General features: G+C 59.6%; 20 protein-coding genes. 10 read left to right on the top strand and 10 right to left on the bottom strand.

The genetic code is table 11. The features are described from left to right. The first annotated feature begins 221 nt into the window (after positions 1 to 221). Both O6929_05845 and O6929_05840 read left to right on the top strand, forming a co-directional pair. Positions 222 to 515, top strand: a complete 294-nt coding sequence (locus O6929_05845; GenBank protein ID MCZ6479908.1) for a hypothetical protein — start codon at positions 222 to 224, stop codon at positions 513 to 515. 168 nt (positions 516 to 683) lie between these two features. Then, the gene (locus O6929_05840; GenBank protein MCZ6479907.1) at positions 684 to 1,112 is read left to right on the top strand and encodes an SDR family NAD(P)-dependent oxidoreductase; all 429 of its coding nucleotides are present in this window, start codon (positions 684 to 686) and stop codon (positions 1,110 to 1,112) included. Between the two features lie 35 nt (positions 1,113 to 1,147). On the opposite strand, the gene O6929_05835 is transcribed toward O6929_05840, so the two are convergent. The 5 genes from O6929_05835 to O6929_05815 form a co-directional block, all read right to left on the bottom strand. After that, the gene (locus tag O6929_05835; GenBank protein MCZ6479906.1) at positions 1,148 to 1,327 is read right to left on the bottom strand and encodes a hypothetical protein; all 180 of its coding nucleotides are present in this window, start codon (positions 1,325 to 1,327) and stop codon (positions 1,148 to 1,150) included. A gap of 184 nt (positions 1,328 to 1,511) precedes the next feature. After that, positions 1,512 to 2,264 (bottom strand): NYN domain-containing protein, encoded by a 753-nt coding sequence (locus O6929_05830; GenBank protein MCZ6479905.1) that lies wholly within the window; start codon positions 2,262 to 2,264, stop codon positions 1,512 to 1,514. Positions 2,265 to 2,417: 153 nt separating this feature from the next. Continuing rightward, entirely contained in the window at positions 2,418 to 3,236 is an 819-nt protein-coding gene (locus O6929_05825) for a cyclase family protein (GenBank protein MCZ6479904.1), read from the bottom strand. A gap of 605 nt (positions 3,237 to 3,841) precedes the next feature. Continuing rightward, the gene (locus tag O6929_05820; GenBank protein MCZ6479903.1) at positions 3,842 to 4,723 is read right to left on the bottom strand and encodes a DUF2275 domain-containing protein; all 882 of its coding nucleotides are present in this window, start codon (positions 4,721 to 4,723) and stop codon (positions 3,842 to 3,844) included. Continuing rightward, a complete protein-coding gene (locus tag O6929_05815; GenBank protein MCZ6479902.1) occupies positions 4,723 to 5,331 on the bottom strand; it encodes a sigma-70 family RNA polymerase sigma factor in 609 nt (202 codons plus the stop codon). Before O6929_05815 ends, O6929_05820 begins: the two co-directional genes overlap by 1 nt. A 286-nt stretch (positions 5,332 to 5,617) precedes the next feature. Here O6929_05815 and O6929_05810 point away from each other — a divergent pair, with 286 nt between their 5' ends. After that, on the top strand, positions 5,618 to 6,112 hold the full coding sequence (locus O6929_05810; GenBank protein MCZ6479901.1) for a PaaI family thioesterase: 495 nt from the start codon (positions 5,618 to 5,620) through the stop codon (positions 6,110 to 6,112). A gap of 255 nt (positions 6,113 to 6,367) precedes the next feature. Further along, positions 6,368 to 7,162 carry an MBL fold metallo-hydrolase gene (locus tag O6929_05805; GenBank protein ID MCZ6479900.1) on the top strand — a complete coding sequence of 265 codons (795 nt, stop codon included), beginning with the start codon at positions 6,368 to 6,370 and terminating at the stop codon, positions 7,160 to 7,162. 7 nt (positions 7,163 to 7,169) lie between these two features. Here O6929_05805 and O6929_05800 read toward each other — a convergent pair whose 3' ends face one another. The 5 genes from O6929_05800 to O6929_05780 form a co-directional block, all read right to left on the bottom strand. Beyond that, positions 7,170 to 7,592 carry a hypothetical protein gene (locus O6929_05800; GenBank protein MCZ6479899.1) on the bottom strand — a complete coding sequence of 141 codons (423 nt, stop codon included), beginning with the start codon at positions 7,590 to 7,592 and terminating at the stop codon, positions 7,170 to 7,172. Positions 7,593 to 7,785: 193 nt separating this feature from the next. Beyond that, the gene (locus O6929_05795) at positions 7,786 to 8,235 is read right to left on the bottom strand and encodes a hypothetical protein (protein MCZ6479898.1); all 450 of its coding nucleotides are present in this window, start codon (positions 8,233 to 8,235) and stop codon (positions 7,786 to 7,788) included. Positions 8,236 to 8,436: 201 nt separating this feature from the next. Continuing rightward, positions 8,437 to 8,799 (bottom strand): PDZ domain-containing protein, encoded by a 363-nt coding sequence (locus O6929_05790; GenBank protein ID MCZ6479897.1) that lies wholly within the window; start codon positions 8,797 to 8,799, stop codon positions 8,437 to 8,439. After that, a complete protein-coding gene (locus tag O6929_05785) occupies positions 8,739 to 10,304 on the bottom strand; it encodes a M28 family peptidase (protein MCZ6479896.1) in 1,566 nt (521 codons plus the stop codon). Before O6929_05785 ends, O6929_05790 begins: the two co-directional genes overlap by 61 nt. Next, positions 10,301 to 10,957: an endonuclease III gene (locus O6929_05780; protein MCZ6479895.1), complete on the bottom strand. Its 657-nt coding sequence runs from the start codon at positions 10,955 to 10,957 to the stop codon at positions 10,301 to 10,303. The genes O6929_05785 and O6929_05780 overlap by 4 nt, the downstream gene beginning before the upstream one ends. Positions 10,958 to 11,180: 223 nt before the next feature. Between O6929_05780 and O6929_05775 the strand changes: the two genes are divergently transcribed. The 6 genes from O6929_05775 to O6929_05750 form a co-directional block, all read left to right on the top strand. Beyond that, a complete protein-coding gene (locus O6929_05775) occupies positions 11,181 to 12,110 on the top strand; it encodes an amidohydrolase family protein (protein ID MCZ6479894.1) in 930 nt (309 codons plus the stop codon). A 432-nt stretch (positions 12,111 to 12,542) separates the two neighbouring features. After that, positions 12,543 to 13,940, top strand: a complete 1,398-nt coding sequence (locus O6929_05770; protein MCZ6479893.1) for a sigma-54 dependent transcriptional regulator — start codon at positions 12,543 to 12,545, stop codon at positions 13,938 to 13,940. Positions 13,941 to 14,274: 334 nt separating this feature from the next. Further along, positions 14,275 to 14,907 carry a GspH/FimT family pseudopilin gene (locus tag O6929_05765; protein ID MCZ6479892.1) on the top strand — a complete coding sequence of 211 codons (633 nt, stop codon included), beginning with the start codon at positions 14,275 to 14,277 and terminating at the stop codon, positions 14,905 to 14,907. A gap of 23 nt (positions 14,908 to 14,930) precedes the next feature. Further along, complete coding sequence (locus O6929_05760; GenBank protein ID MCZ6479891.1) at positions 14,931 to 15,383, top strand: prepilin-type N-terminal cleavage/methylation domain-containing protein; 453 nt, start codon at positions 14,931 to 14,933, stop codon at positions 15,381 to 15,383. Beyond that, positions 15,380 to 16,114, top strand: coding sequence for a prepilin-type N-terminal cleavage/methylation domain-containing protein (locus O6929_05755; protein MCZ6479890.1), 735 nt, complete (start codon positions 15,380 to 15,382; stop codon positions 16,112 to 16,114). Before O6929_05760 ends, O6929_05755 begins: the two co-directional genes overlap by 4 nt. A 9-nt stretch (positions 16,115 to 16,123) precedes the next feature. Further along, the coding region (locus O6929_05750) for a hypothetical protein (GenBank protein MCZ6479889.1) at positions 16,124 to 16,343 on the top strand (220 nt) is incomplete at its 3' end.

The following is a 16,343-nucleotide window of genomic DNA, read 5'->3' as shown; positions in this document are numbered from 1 at the left end:
TGACGAGGCGCCCCCGGTTAAAGCCGACGATCGCCTCATTCTTCACCGCCCTCGTTTCTAGCAAAGTGCATTCCAGCTAGTCTATCCTGTCCTGCAGAAGTTGCCAACCCCCCGTTGGGCTGGTCCCCAAAGATGGGCCGATGGTCATCTGAAGGCGTACCGATCGGGCAATAATGTGGTATGATGCTGGGCATCCACTTCTGGAGGTGAGGAGGATCATGATGACGCATAAGGTCTACGGGGTCAATTTCCTGGTTCAGGTTCTCTCCGAGCCACCGGCAGGAATGACGATCCACTGCCCACGCGGTTCTCCCATCCGGTACGGCCGCGTGGTCGCCGCGGGGGATGGCTTCGACGCCGGGGCTAACGCCTTCCGAGAGATGCCTCAAGTTGGGGCCCTGGTTGCCTTCGAGGAGACCCCCGAGGGGGTCGAGGGGCATTATTTCTACGTACGACAGGAAGAGTACCGGGTCCTCCATTTAGATACCGTGATCATTGCCTACCCGCAGGAGTAGCGCCTCCCCGCTTTCCTTGTGGTGTTGAATAATCCGAAAAAGGGCTTCACGCCACCCTTCACTCCCCTATCCCGAGAAGATCAGGGGGAGGGGTAGGCAGGAGGCGTCCTGATCCCGTCAGGAGGGGGAACAGCACGACCCGGCGGTGTATCCGACGGGAGAGGAGTCATGGGTAAAGACCTCAGCGGGCAGGTGGTCATCGTGACCGGAGCGAGCAGCGGGATTGGGCGGGAGACGGCGCTGCTCTTCGCCCGTGAGCAGGCCCGAGTGGCTCTGGCCGCCCGTCGGGAACAACAGCTTCAGGCCCTGGAGAAAGAGATCCAAGAGCTCGGCACCGAGGTGCTCAGCCTCATCTGCCCGGTGGGGACCGCCACGGAGTTTTTCGATGCTGCCAAAAACACTCTGGGACGAAAACTAGCTCCCAAACCACCGGTCCAGCCTTCCGCCACTGTGGCAAAAGCCATCATCCGCTGTGCCAAATCCCCCCGCCCGGAGGTGATCGTCTTTCCCCCGGCCAGGCTCATGGTGGTCCTGAATGCCCTCTCCCCCCGACTGGGCGATTTTGTGATACGAAATATGGTCTCCCGGAAAGCGTAGGGGAGCGGGTATCTCATTTCGTGTTGTGTGTGTGGTTATTCGGGGGTAGGCCGATTGGCCGTCCGGGCATATTCCCGATACAGGAAGTCGGTCTGGAGTGGAGTAAGATTGAACTGCTGACTCGCCCGGTCAATGAGCAGGTTGACATTCGCCTCCGGATGATCCTGAAGCTCGCCATTGATCCACTCCATCGCATCTTTGATCCCCTGTTCCACCGCGCTCGCCTCCGGCGAGGTTGACCGCAAACCGATGACCGACGACCGTGGGGGAGTGGTTCATGGATTATGGTTCGTGGTTCATGGCTTAAGCACGGTAAGAGGGTATTTTCCCTGAACCATGAACTCTGAACCGTGAACGAGATAATCATCGTCGGTCATCGGTGTTCGGTCGTCGGTTCGTCTAGTGCCCTTCGCCCAACCCCACAATAATGTAGGTCCGACTCCGATCGTCCCGTTTCAGTTCCACAATCTTGTGCTTCGAGGCGTCCTCGAGGAGCTTCGAGAAGGTGCTGTAGCTGTAGTAGGATTCTGTGAAGTCGGGACGCTTGCGCATCATGGTCTGCTTGACCATTGAGGCCCAGAGGATGTCCTTATTCTCCCGCAACAACGCCAGGATGGAATCGACCAAAAGTTCAAAGACCTCGGCTTTCTTTTCGGGCAGCTTCTCCATCCGGGGCTTCTTGATCCCCCGGACCAAATCATCGTAATAGATGAACTCGTCGCAATTGGCGATCAGAAGTTCCGAGGAGGAGTTCTTGACGCCTAACCCAATGACAAACTTATTGTTTTCCCTGAGCTTGGAGACCAGTGGGGAAAAGTCGCTGTCCCCCGACGCGATGACAAAGGTGTCGATGTGCTCCTTGGAGAACGAAAGGTCCATGGCGTCCACCACCATGCGGATGTCGGCAGAGTTCTTCCCACTGTACGCACGGCGAGGAATTTCAATGAGTTCGATGGCGGCTTGGTGGAAAGGCCTCTTATACTCCGAATACTTCTCCCAGTCGGCGTAGGCTCGCTTCACCATGATCTTCCCCTTCTCGACGAGCCGTTCCAAGACGAGGCCAATCTCGAACGATTTATACTTGGCCTCCCGGGCGCCCAGGGCGATGTTTTCAAAATCAATATAGACGGCCAGCTTACGTTCGTCGTTCATCTTTCACTCCCATTCCGTGATGGAAAAGAAAAACCCCGTCGGCTCCTCACCGCGCGGGGCCTCAGTCTTTTTCAGATTTGAGCGGTTCCCATTTCGCTTACAGCATACCACGAAATCAGGGGTGGGTCAACGCGCCCGGCATCCTGTCCGAGCCTACCAAACGGCCAGAACCCTGGCGGGTCCTCCGGATGCCCCCTTCACTCGTGGGAGGCCGACGAAGAGGGTCGCACCCTTGGGAGGGAGCTTTCCCAGATTCGCCAGGTTCTCGATCCCCCACCTGTTAGCCGGCAGGACCGCAAAGTGCGCTCCAAAGTCTGTCGAGGGGCCATAGTCCAAACTAAGAGTGTCCACGCCGATCCCGCCGACCGCCCGTTCATTCACCAAAAATTCCGCCGCCTCTCGACTGAACCCGGGGAAGTGCATGACCCCTTTGCTGTCCATATTCCGGTACGCCGTCTGGTCGCTGGCCCTATCCTCCCATCCGCTCCACATCAGCACCGCCGCGCCCCGCCGAACTCGCCCATGCTTTCTCTCCCAGGCCTTGATATCGTCCACTCGCGCCTGTGCGTCAGGATCCCGCCGCGCGCGCGCCCGAATGTCGATGATGACCGCTGGGGCGATGAGGGCTTCCTCAGGAATTTCGGCGGCCGACCACCCCTTCCCGCTGAAGTGGAGGGGAGCATCGACATGGGTCCCGCTATGCTCATGGACATGCCACGCATTGGCAAAGAACCCATGCTGCGCAATGTTGTGGGTGTTTAGAATCTCGAGGGAGGGGTATCCGGGCCAGCTCGGAAAATCCGGGGTGAGGATCTGGGTCAGGTCAACCACGTGAGACACCTTCAACGGCCGTACCGTACGCCTGGCGGGTGATCGGCCAGCCACGGCCGCAAAGCCCATGCCTATCCAGCTCAGGGTATCAGGGGACGAAAGGAGAGATCGAAACATCTCCAAGGCAGCCGGCACGCACATGACCCCCTCCTCATTCTCCTTCCAGTATTGCTCCTGGCGGATCTGAGTCCTGTCGCTGTCCCTTCGGCATCGATCTCTCTGGTTTCTTCCGGTGCGGTTGCCTGTTGGCCTTTCCAGGCTAGCCGTGGCTCCCCGGGAAAGTCAAGTCCCCTGAAAAGAATAGGCAGCACCTGAGCCCCTCACTCCAGGCCTCCGATTCGTTCACCGTTGACCCATGACCGAAATGTCTGCAAGGGGGCGAGGGGGGATGGGCTTGGAGCCCGGCGGAACCTGGCCTGCGTCCGGCCAGGGGGTCCCGCCCGCCGGAGCGAAGCGCAAGCGGGGGATGGCCGTCCTGCTGCCGGTTAAAACCGTTCGGCGCGGAAGTTAGGGCTTTCGCTAGACCGACCCGTGGAATGTTCCGCCGGGGAAGGTCCACTCCCCGAGCCCCTCCCGGCTCGACCGCCGTCGGGGCCCCGCCGCTGTCGGCAATGTTACTCGGGGCCTGCAGATGCTGCCTAGACATCTCCCCTTACGACCTACTGAGCACTGGAATATTCCGCTGACGAGCGGGACGACCCTCCCAAGGCTGAAAGCCGTTGGCCGAAATGTTCCAGGGGAGCCGATTAGCGTACGAGGCGAAGATGGAGCATCAGGGTTCCCTGTGGTGTGGAGGGTTTCGCCTCTCTGGCCTCTTCGGGAACATCCACCGGCGCGCCAAGTTCCCGGACAGCTATCAAAAACTTGGGGTATTCCTGTGCGGGAATCGTGAGGATAAGCTGCTGGTTGTCTCTCACCTCCAAGAGCTTTCCCCCCAAGGTCGCGGCGATCTCAGCGATGCGAGACGCCGCCTGTGAAAAATTTTCCGTCTTGAGGATCAATTCCCGGACCAGTGGAGCCACGTTCGAGGATGAGGGGGCTTCTTTCCGCATGACACCGAAGCGACGCAGTCCAACATCCCTTTCCTTCAGGGACTTGGGTTCTGCTTCCTCGAAAGCCTCTCGTTCTGCTTGATCGTTGAGGCTCGCCTCGGTCTTTACGGCCGATTGCTTGAGCGCAGTCGTCTCGTCCAGATCTTGCCGCGCTCCCGCGACTTGAGCAGCGCCTCGACCTCGAGGGGCCCTTTCGGTCACGGCAAGGGGCCGGGGTGCCTGTCCCATCTCCGGCGCGGAACGGTAGATATACACGGCACCCAGGGCAACCAAGATAAGGGCCACGGCCTCCAAGGGAAGCTTTATGTGGAGAGGAAAAAAGAGGCGCGAGGTGAGGTTCCGCCACCAGGAGCTGCCCTGGGCCTCAACGCCGGCCTGGATCGACGCCGTAAGCCGGGGTGGTACTTCAATCTCCTCGAGAGACGTGAGAGCCGAGACGGTCCGCCGAAGAAGCTCGAGCTCGTGACGGCAACGGACACATTCCGGCAAATGTTCCTCTATCGCCCGACGCTCTCCTGGCTCGACTTCATCTTCAAGATAGGCCGAGAGATGACCTTGAATCTCTTCACACCGCATCATGTCTCCAAATAGGTCCGCAGCTTCTCTTTCAACTCCATCCTCGCCCGATGAAGCCGAGATCGTACCGTCCCCCCTTCGATGTCGAGGGCCGAGGCGATCTCATCGTACGAGAGCCCCTGGATATCTCGAAGGACGACGACGGCCCGGTGGTCCGGCGTGAGTTCACCCAGCTTCTCCTGGATGACATCCCGAAGCTCTCGCTGTTCCAATCGCTCGCTGGCAGAGATAGACGGGTCGGGGACACTCGCGACTCGGTTGGGGTTCGAGGGGCCTTTCGCTAGGGCGGTTTCCGACATTTCCCGTCCCCTTCCCTTGAGGGCATTGAGGCAATGGTTGTGGGCGATGCGGAACAGCCAGGTAGAAAAGGTCGCCTCCTTCCGAAACCGGGGCAAGGAAACGTAGGCCTTTAAAAAGACCTCTTGGGTGAGATCCTCCGCAGCCCCTCGCTCTCCAACCATCCGATACATGAAGTTGAGCACCGTGCGCTGGTGCCTCCGCAAGAGGTGGGCAAACGCCTCCCGGTCCCCGGCCAAGACTCGATCGACCAGCTCGTGATCCCGATCCTGGGTCTCGAGCATCATGCTATGGAAGGAGCGTGCGGCCATCACTAGAAATTTAGACAGCCCCGCCCGTGAAAAGTTCCCTGAGTATTTTCATCGCGGCCCGACTGAATGTGCCCCCGTGTGGGCATTTGTCATGCGCGCCTACCCTAGCACCCGTTACTTTGCCAGGTCAAGGATCACTCAGATGGCGGGTCAATCCTTGACACGGTCCTCTCCTTGCTCTACAGTTCGACAACACGGATCGCTTCAATCGGGTGGGAATGTCCATGATTACCCACCAGAGGTAAGTAGAGGGAAATTCGCCGTGGGGATTTGAAAGGAGTCACGGGTGGACCTGACAGCCGAGGAAAAACATTTGTTGGAACATTTTCGATCCCTCGGGGAAGAGGGAAGGGCCGAAGTGTCATCTCTGGCAAAGAGGCTGGCGGCTCCAGGAAAGAAGACCAAACCTCCTCACTACCGAGACCTCATCGGACAGGAGGTGGTACGAGTCGAGGGCGGCCAGACGGAGGTTCTGATCCGGGTGACACCCTTTCTGCTGAACCGCGCCCAGGTCGTTCACGGCGGAGTGATCTGTACCTTGATGGATGAAGCAATTGGCTGGGCGGTATACAACAATCTCGAAGAAGGAAGCAGGGCGGTCACCGCCGAGATCAAGATCAACTTTCTGGCCGCGGCGACGAGTGGGACCATCACCGGTCGGGGCCGGGTGATCCGGCAAGGGAAAAACCTCGTCACCGGGGAAGGAGATATTTTCGATCAAGAGGGGAACCATTTAGCCCGCGGCCTCGGCACCTGGATGATTATTCAGCCGCAGGCCTGAAAGAGCGATGGCTCACTGCAGCCTCGCCCACATTATTCACGAAGACACTCCGTTCGTGAATAATGCGCCTGCTGGTGCGGCCTCGGCCGTACCGGCAGGTTTCGATCCCGCCGCAGCGGCGGGACTCAAGGCTAGCCCTGAGCGACGCCCCGCACACGCGGGGCGGAGTCGAAGCCCGGAGGGCAGATTATTCACTTCTATGTGATTAATCCGGGCTAGCGAGGCAAGCCGCCGGAAAGCTGAGAAGAACAAGGAATGATGTCCGCCAAGAGGACCTGGTCAGCCGGCCAAGACGAGGTACCCGAAGGACGGGCAGAGGTCATCGTCCTCGGGGCGGGGGATGCCTTTGGCAGTGGCGGGCGGAATCAACCGGCCTTCCTCGTCAACCTACCTTCTTGGTCCTTTCTCCTGGACTGCGGGGCCACGACCCTGGTGGCTCTCAAGCGGCTTGGCCTGGACCCAGATGCCATCGAAGCCATCCTTCTCAGCCACTTCCACGGGGATCACACCGCAGGCATCCCGTTTCTATTCCTCGAGTATCAGTTTCTTGCTGAGCGGCAACGCCCCCTTATCATCGCAGGCACTCCGGGAATCGAAGAGCGGGTAGAAGGCCTCTGGCGGCTGATGTATGAAGAGACCGGGAGGACGATACAACGGCGATTTCCCATCCAGTACCTTGAGCTGACGCCAAAGAGCTGGACCCGGATGGGGCCCGTAGAGGTCCTGCCCGTAGAGGTCGTGCATCACCGCCGAGAGGTCGCCTACGGGTATAAGGTGAAGGCGGCAGGGAAGGTTCTCGGCTACAGCGGTGACACCGAGTGGACGGATGAACTCATTCAGCTCTCAGACGGGTGCGATCTCTTCATCTGCGAGTCCACCCAATATGATGGGGATCTCCGGTTTCACATGAGCTATTCGCAGATCCAAGCACACCGCTTAGCCCTCAAGTGCAAGCGCCTGCTCCTCACCCACCTTGATGCCGATGCGCTGGCCCGCATGCAGGACCTCTCAGACGAGGTCGCTTACGACGGTATGCGCATCGTTCTCTAATGCCCGTCTAGCCGCTAATGTCCTTGATCACATCCACGACCACCTGGGTGCGGGTGTTCATGAGGACCACATCTGTTCCTATCCGGAACCGGATGTAGCCTGTAGGCAGGGGTGAGAGCTTGACTTCCAGCTCGTTTGGCAGGCGGTCTCTGCGGAGTCCCGGTGGAAGCTGTCCACGCTGCTTGACCTGCTTTTGCAACCCAGGTGGCAGGGAGGACCGCTTGGCCAGACCAGGGGGAAGGTGATGGCGGTAATACTTACGAATCAGGCTGCGGTCTCGAACGCTGAATGCAATTCTCACGTGCGTATTCTTGTCGTGAACGACAACCTTCCCTGAAATGGTAGGATACGTGGCACACCCACCACCGGATGCAATAAGGAAAACCCCCAACAGCCCGATCATGTTCAATAAACCCCGTTTCTCCCGCATGTTGACCCCCATCACGTCCGTTCCCCGCTTCCTATCGACAGGAAGGGAACCAAATAAAGTTGCAACCTTCGCTTCGCCGGGCAGAATTAATTGCAATCCCGATGCCAGCCTTGGACTGCGTCGGAGGGGAGGAGAAAGAGGGGTGGATCTGGGATCTTTGCGGTACTTTGGTACCGGAGGGCCTCGATGATCGCTAGGCGCGAGATAAGAGCAGCCAGCCTAGCGAGAAACACAGCCCTGATGCACCGAAAAACGCATAGAACGGTATCGCCTCCGGGTAGGCAAACGCACATTCGAACATGGCGTTCGGAAGGGCGAGAAGCGAAATCCCGAAGAACCCAGCGCAAAGGGCAAAGCCCGTGGGAAGAATTGTCACAAGTACGGCCGTTGCTGGAAAGATGAAAAGGAGAAATAGACGTCTGAAACCGAAAACAAAAGGCCGCGCGCGTTTGATCATCCAAAACGCGAGAAGATAGAGCGGGATAGCAACGAGCAGATAGGCGAGTCCTCCCCAGAAAATGACCGCCTCAGCCTCCCCACCTGTTATCTTCTCGTGCCATACCGCACGGAGAACACCGACGTAGGCCCCCAGACCAACGAAATAGGCCAGAACAGCAACAACAACCTTCACGAAGTATCTCATCTTTACCCTTGTGGATCAGGTCCCCAGTCACAAAGAGTTGCCTGAAGAACAAGAGAACGCTATGCGCCCGGAAGGGGGGGGTAGTGCAAAAATGAGGCCGCCGGTGGGTCGCGGACGGCACGGTGGTATGTACGGAAATCAAGCTCGTGGGGACGAGGGGAACCCGGCGGGACGGGCGAATGTAAAGAACGCCTATCATGGTTAGCGGCGGCGCCCAAGGGTAGTGGTTTTCCGGATCTCTTTGCCGTTGCGTATAAAGACCACCTCGATTGTGTCACCGGTCCGCTTGGATCGGAGGACATAGACCAGGTCGTAAAGATTCTTGATACGGACCCCGGCCATCCTCACGATGAGATCACCCTCGTATAAGCCGGCCTTCTCTGCCGGGCTTCCAGGCCGGACTCCGGTGAGCAGGACCCCGGTCTCTTCCTCAAACCCGAAGTCGGGGATCGAGCCAAAGTAGGCCCCGTAGCCTCGACCTCTCCCTGCCGGTGGAGGTTCTTTTACCTTGACGTAGGTGATTGCCTGGGCGCGATTGGCCAAATACTCGACGACCCGATACACGAAGCGAGACACCTCGGCCAGTCCTTCCCCGTTGACCTTGTCTGCGGTGTCCGAAGGTCGGTGGTAGTCGGTATGCGGGCCGGTGAAGAAGAAGAGGACGGCACCCCTCGGGCGTAGAAACTGGTGTGATCCGAAGGGCCGTACCCGTCCCCGCCGAGTGTGAGCGTGAGCCCGGGGTTCTGATTCACTTCCCCAAGGAGGTCGGCGAACTCCTTCCCTGTCTTGACACCGAAGGCGTAGAGGGTCCGATTCTTGAGGCGGCCGATCATGTCCAGATTGACCATGGCCACGGTCTGTTGAAGCGGAAACCAGGGATTTTTGGCGTAATGGGAGGAACCCACGATCCCTAACTCCTCGGCAGAGAAGGCGGCAAAAATCAGGGTTCGCTTGGCTCCGCCGCTCTGGGCAAAGGCTCTGGCTAGGAGGATCAAACCCGCCGTCCCTGACGCATTGTCATCGGCACCAGGGTGAATCTCGCCGTACCGAGAGGGGGCGAGAGAGTATTCTCCTCCGAGGCCCAGGTGGTCGTAGTGGGCGCCCACGACGATAGCGGTCTCCCGGAGGACCGGATCCGATCCGAGGAGGACACCGATGATATTGGCGGTGGTTCCGCGCTCTTCAATCAGCTCAACCCGGATTGCCACCCGAGCCCTCGGGATCGGCAGGCTCTGTGGCTTGAGAGCCCGATCGATTGCTTGCTGTAACCGAACCAAGGTCTTTCCGGTGGATCTGAGGAGACTCTCGGCGACGCTCCGTTTGGCATTCACGGCGACGATCCCGGCTCGGCGACCTCCCGCCACGCCCCGGATGGCAAAGAGGTCCTCGTGCTCTCCCTCATGACTCAGCGGATCTTCCACGATGATGATGGCCTTGGCCCCATGTTCCCTCGCATTGATGGTTTTATACCGAACCTCCGTGTACCGGTACGCCTCCGGATCCCGGAAAGGGCTTTTTTCATCTTTCTCCCGTGGCTCATGGGTCATGACGAGGACGACCTTGTCAGTTACGTCGACCTCAGCATAGTCATCGTACTCCAGCTCGGGTGCAGTAATCCCATATCCCGCAAAAACAACTTCTGCTTCTACTGCTCCGTCCTCAGAGAAACCAAAGGGGGCAAAAAGTTGTTCAGAAAGGGCAGCTGACCGCTGCTGATCGTGCCCCCAGCTTATGAGGCGCATTCGGGTCTTTCGTCCCACCTTCACCCCGGTAATCACCGAAAGCGGTTGGTGGAACCTGTGGGTTCCTCCCGGTTTCAGGCCCGCCATCTGAAACTCCCGGGCGATGTGATCCGCCGCCCTATCAATCCCCGGGGTACCGACTCCGCGACCCGTCATGGCTGGTGACGCCAGGATCCCCACCTGCTCGAGCAGCGCGGACGGAGTGATAATCCCCTCCCCCCGTAGCGCCGATGCAGCCACGAGCAGCGGAAGGAAAACGATCCAGGCCCCGAGATATCCTCTCCTCCCTGAACTCTGAACCCTCAACTCTGAACCTCTGCCTTTCATCGACTCCTCGTGACCCTCACCTTGGCGCAGTATCGCTCCACAGGGCATCGGCTACACAGCGGTGAGATCGGCTTACAGACGTTTTGGCCGAAGCTGACCAGCAGATCGTTGAACACAATCCAGTGCCGCCGGGGGAGCTTGCGCCGCAGAGCCTGTTCCGTCTCCTCGGGCGTCCGTGTCTTTACATAGCCCCAGCGATTCGAGATCCGGTGGACATGGGTATCGACGCAGATCCCCGGTTTGCCATAGCCGACAGAAACCACTAAATTCGCCGTTTTCCGGCCCACTCCTTTTAATTTCAGGAGTTCATCGATATCATCTGGAACCCGGCCCTCGTACTCTTCGATCAGGCTCCGGCAGACCCCACGGATTACCTTGGCCTTGGTCCGGTAGAAACCAACCGGGTAGATCAGCCGCGCGATCGTCCTCTCCCGGAGCTGAAGCATCGTCGCCGGGGTGTCGGCCAGACGAAAGAGGCGCGCAGACGCCCCGCCGGTCACCTCGTCCTTGGTCCGCAGGCTCAGAAGACAGGAGATGAGGATGCGAAAGGGGTCGTGGGAGTCCTCGGCGACCTGTCCAACGGCGGTCGGACCCCATCGCTCCACCTCTCGTTTGAGCGTGCGAACAATTGCGGTAATGTCAGCATCCTTCATCGGCAATCATGATAACCGAGCGGAAAAAGAAGCACAACGGCACCTTTGAGGGGGCGGGGGAGATGGAACACCGCGCAACATGAAGGGTTTCCGCTCAATTGACCTGTGCAATGTTCCGCCGGCGAAGGCTCACTCCCCGAGCCCTTTGCGGGCGGGCCAGATTCGTTGCAAAGCGACAGGGCAACGGATATAATCCGGGAGCACTCACGCTTGGGAGGATCCAATGCAGACGCCCTTCGGCGAGATGCCGGTCATTGACGCGCACGCCCATTTCTTCTCCTACCGGTTCTTCGCCACCTTGGCAGCAGAGCTGCCCGAACCACCTTCCGAGGTAGAACTTTACCCCACTCTGCGAAAAAGAATCCCCTGGGAATTTCCCGAGGCGGACCCGGTAGACCTCGGCAAGCAGTGGGTGGCCGAGATGAATCGACACGGGATTAGCCGGATGGTCTTGATCGCGAGCGTCCCAAGGGACGAGGAATCGGTCGCAGCAGCAGCCCAGGCCTACCCTGACCGGATCATCGCCTACTTCTTGCTGAATCCCATATCCGATGATGCACCCGCTCGGATCACGCGGGCCTTTGCCGAGCTGGGGGTGAGAGGGGTGTGCCTCTTTCCCGCCATGCACCGCTTCCACCTGTGGGACCAACGCCTCCTGCCGATCTACGAAACTGCTGCCGCACATGGCGGCATCGTTTTTGTCCACTGCGGCTACCTGAAGGTGGGCATCCGCGAGAAGCTGGGTCTCCCTAGCCGGTTCGAAATGCGGTTCGCCAACCCGGTGGATCTCCACGGCGTGGCTAAGGCATTTCCCAACCTGCCCTTTGTCATCCCGCACTTTGGGTGTGGTTACTTTCGGGAGCTTCTTTTGCTCGCCGATCAGTGCTCGAACATCTATACCGATACGTCGAGCTCCAACGACTGGGTGCATCTCATGCCCTATCCCCTCGACTTGAAGACCCTCTTCGCCAAGAGCCTTCAGGTCTTGGGCCCAGAACGGATTCTCTTTGGAACGGATTCCAGTTTCTTTCCTCGGGGCTGGCGGAAGGATATCTTCGATGCCCAGGTAGAGGTCCTCGAGGCGTTGCAGGTCCCGGCCCCACAGGTTACCCAGATGTTCAGCGGGAATATTGCCCGCCTCCTAGCACGGTAGTTGCCCACAGCTCCCCAGTTTTGGCCTCCACAGTTTTCCACCCATGCCACCGATAACTCCCTCACCGCTCGGATCGTCACCGGAGAGGGGTGCTGCTCATCCGAGGTTTCAAGGTGCAATTTCCTGAGATCATCCACGCCCCCGCCAAAATCAGCAAACAGCGTGCTGACGCGGAGATTGCGCTTTGGTCCGATCCTTGCAACCAATTTCAAGATGCGAGTTTTTTAGGTCTGCGCCGACAAAATCAAGCCCCTTGTTCCCGTGGCGCTCGATCCGGACTTGAGGAGGGGGAGCATATCACAAGCCGGCCGCTGTGCAGCGGCTCATTCCGAGAGCAACTGAACCCGGTACCGTCACCAAGGGAGAAGCTGGGTTAGCTACGGAACTTGGTCGGCGGGCCGCTGGGTTGCCTGTTGGTACCTGGAGGCAAGAGTGAAGATCGATCCCAAGAAGATTAAGGTCCTTGCAGTGGACGACGATCCCGGGTCCCGGGAGTTGCTCCAGACGATCCTGGAGTCCCACGGCTATCAGGTGGTCACCGCAACCACCGGCAAGGAGGGACTCAACATCGTCCAAGGAGCGCCAGTCGATCTGGTGATGACCGACCTTCGGATGCCGGGCATGGACGGCCTAGCCTTTCTCAAGGCGATTCACGAATCCCTCCCTGCGCTGTCGGTGATCATCACGACCGCGTACGCCTCAATCGACTCGGCCGTCGAAGCCACCAAGCTCGGGGCCTACGGCTACATCACCAAGCCGGTCACCAGCGAGCGAGTCCTGCACCTGGTGCGGCGGGCGATCGAGGAGCAACAGCTACGCCAGGAGAATCTCTATCTGCGGCGCCAGCTCGAGGAGCGGCACCAGTTCGCCAACATCATCGGCAAGGCCCCCCGCATGCAAGAGATTTTCCGGCTGGTTGAAGACCTCGAGAAAAGCGAGTCAACGGTGCTCATCCAGGGAACGACGGGGACCGGCAAGGAGCTGATCGCCAAGGCGTTGCACTTCCATAGCCCCCGGAGGGACCGCTCCTTTGTGGCCGTGAACTGCGGGGGACTCACGGAAACCCTGCTCGAAAGCGAGCTGTTCGGACACCTCCGGGGCGCCTTCACCGGAGCCATCTCCAGCAAGCGCGGGCTCTTCCGGGAGGCGGACGGCGGGACCCTCTTCCTGGACGAGATCAGTGAAACCAGCCCTACCATGCAGGTCAAGCTCCTCCGAGCGATCCAAGAGGGAGAGGTCAAGCCGGTGGGTGGGGAGCAGTCGATGAAGGTGGATGTCCGGATCATTGCCGCCACCAACCAGGATCTGAGCCAAGCGATGGCAGCAGGGAGGTTTCGGCCCGATCTCTACTATCGCCTCAACGTCATTGTGGTCGGGCTTCCCGACCTGAAGGATCGGCGGGAGGACATTCCCCTGCTGACCAATCACTTCCTGGGGATCTATAACCAACGTCAGAAGAAGGAGATCCGCGATATTGCCCCCGAGGCCCTCGCCCTACTCCTCGACTACGAGTGGCCAGGCAATGTGCGCGAGCTGGAGAACTGCATCGAACGGGCGGTGGTGTTGGCCCGGGGCGAGATGATCCAGGCCGAAAACCTCCCCCGGGGGCTGCGGCAGCCGGCCACCGAGCGGTCCATTACATTCAACGTCGGGACCCCCTTGGATTTGCTCGAGCGCCGGGCTCTCCTGGCTACGCTCCAGGATGTGAACGGGAACAAAACCACCGCTGCTCGGCTCCTGGGGATTTCACAGCGCACCTTGTATCGGAAGATCAAGGGATACGGGCTGGACCGCCTCCTGCACGAAAATAAGATGCCCGAGTCCGCGTGAATCGTCGTGCGCGGTGCCATTCCCAAATATCCTGACACTTCCCAAGCATAACTCCCTAACTATAAAAGGATAAATCCATTTACGGACTGCTCTCAATCCCTCAGCGGACCCTCTCCGGGGCAAACGCCACGCCCTGGACGGTTTGCTGTGTGACATAATGTCCGGATCCGACCCCCCTCTGGACAGCATGACAGATCTTTCCATCTCCACCGGCCTTTAGCTCCATCCCTCCACACGGTATTTACCCTTACATATCAAATAGTTGCGTTAAATGAGGTACCTGGTACAGGTCCTGCTTGTACCGGGTACGAGACCAGAGGAACCGGAGGAAGCCATGCGAACACGGGATTTCAACGTCAAGGACAACGAACTGGCAACCGCCAGAAAAAGGACGGGTGTGACAGAGTGGATCCGCCAACTGGGAAGCCAGGGTGTCACGCTTATCGAACTGGTAGGGGCAGCCGCCCTGACCGCTATCGTGGCGGGGGCCGCCCTCCCGATGATGATGACCAGCGTGGACAATGCCCGGTTTAACGCGGCAGTGCAGCAGATCGCGGGGGACATGCGCCTGGCCAGGTCCAAGGCAGTGAGCAGCGGATGGGAGTACCGAATCAGCGGCTGGGACCGGCGGGGCGGAGTCAATGCCAACCAGTACCGTATAGAGGGCCGCCGGACCACGGCGATCGCCTGGCCGGCCGCCATAGATCCAGTGGGGCAAACGGCTGATCAGTACGTGGGGCCGTGGATCCGGATCGGCGCGAGCTTTCCCGGCATCCAGCTGGACAACAGCGCGGCCGGGGCAAACCCTCCAATGTATGCCGGGTTCAACTCCTCCGGAAGGCTCTGTACTACTCCCCTCACCCAGTGCTTCGATGGGGTGAGTCCGCTGACGATCACGAAGGATAGTATAGGGCAGACGCGGCAAGTCTGGATTTCCCCGGCGACCGGCCACGTGCGAATCCAGTAGCAAACGAGGAACGGGAGGAAGGGATGGGGCGTAGGGCAAGTGGATTCAGCCTACTCGAGGTGATGATCGCGTCGGTGATCCTCAGCGTGGCCCTCCTGGGCCTCGCTAGCCTTTTCCCGACCGGCTATCAGAACATCGTCTACAGCGGCGGCATGACCACGGCGGCCAGCCTTGGACAACAAAAGATTGAAGCGCTGCGGAACTTTCCCTTCGACCTTGGAGCGGCCTGCACAGTTCCACCCACCGATCTGGTCTGCTTGAACGCGGCGGGGGTGCCCCCAGCTGGCGCGCCTTCGGAAACTGAGGCGATCGCCCCCCCCGTAGTAAGAGACGGCTACAATTTCACCCGGAGGACGTGGGTGCAGCTTCAGGGAACTGCTCCCTACCGGTTTGCGGAGATCACCGTCATTTTGGACTGGACCGAGGGGAATTTCGGCGCCAAAACCTTCCAGCTCGACGCCCGGGTGGCTGAATGAGTGCGAAGCGCCCGCAAGATAAGCGGAGAAGGGGAGCAGGCGGCTTCACCTTGCTCGAGGTCCTGATTGCCACGGTGATCTCAACCATCGTGCTGATCGGGCTCTACCAGATGTACAACGCCAATCGGAGGACCTATGCCAAAGGGGAGGTCAAGATCAACATCCAGCAGAATGCCCGCGCGGCGGTTGATCTCGTCTCCCGGGAGCTCCGGATGATCGGCTATGACCCGAGCCATACCTTGCCCCTCCTGGGGGCTGGGACGAACCCCGCCACGACGCAGCGGGCGATCCAGAGTGCGACCGCAACCAGCATCCGTTTCGTCGCCGATGTCAACGCCCCTGCGGGCATCGGTCCCGATGGCTGGGGAGACATGCTCGAGTACACCTACGATCCGGTCTGTATGCAGGTCCGGCGCAAGCTCTGGATCTGGAACCCGGCGGCCGTCCCGGCCGACTTCGTGGCGCCGCCGGCCGACAACGGGTGCGTCGAGCCGCCGCCCATTGCTGAGCAGCTCGACCCGACCCTCACGACGGTCTTCCGCTATTTCTACTATGACGCGACCGAGCTCAATCCGGTCCTGAAGTTCAAAGAACTGGCCTCTCCGGTCGCGGCCGCGGACCTGACACGGATCGAGCGGATCACTATCCAGGTGTTGACCGAGGGTGTAGCGCCAATGGGGGGAACACATGCGTTCCCGCTGACCTCGGACGTTCGGCTCCGGAATATCTGAGGAGAAGGAATGAGGGCATCCATGAAGAACAACAACGGTTTCGTGCTGATCGTAGCCCTCCTGTGCATGGTCGTTCTGTTTATCCTCGGGCCGATTTTCATGACCCTCTCCATGACCGAGACCCAGATTGCCTTTAACGACAAGAACGCCACCCGTGCCCTCTACGTGGCCGAAATGGCCGTGGAACGGGCCCGCCGTGACATCAAGTACGACGCCGACTTTGACCTCG

Source organism: Candidatus Methylomirabilota bacterium, from assembly GCA_027293415.1.
Classification (GTDB): Bacteria; Methylomirabilota; Methylomirabilia; order Methylomirabilales; family CSP1-5; genus CSP1-5.
This window is presented reverse-complemented; position numbering and strand designations above follow the sequence as displayed.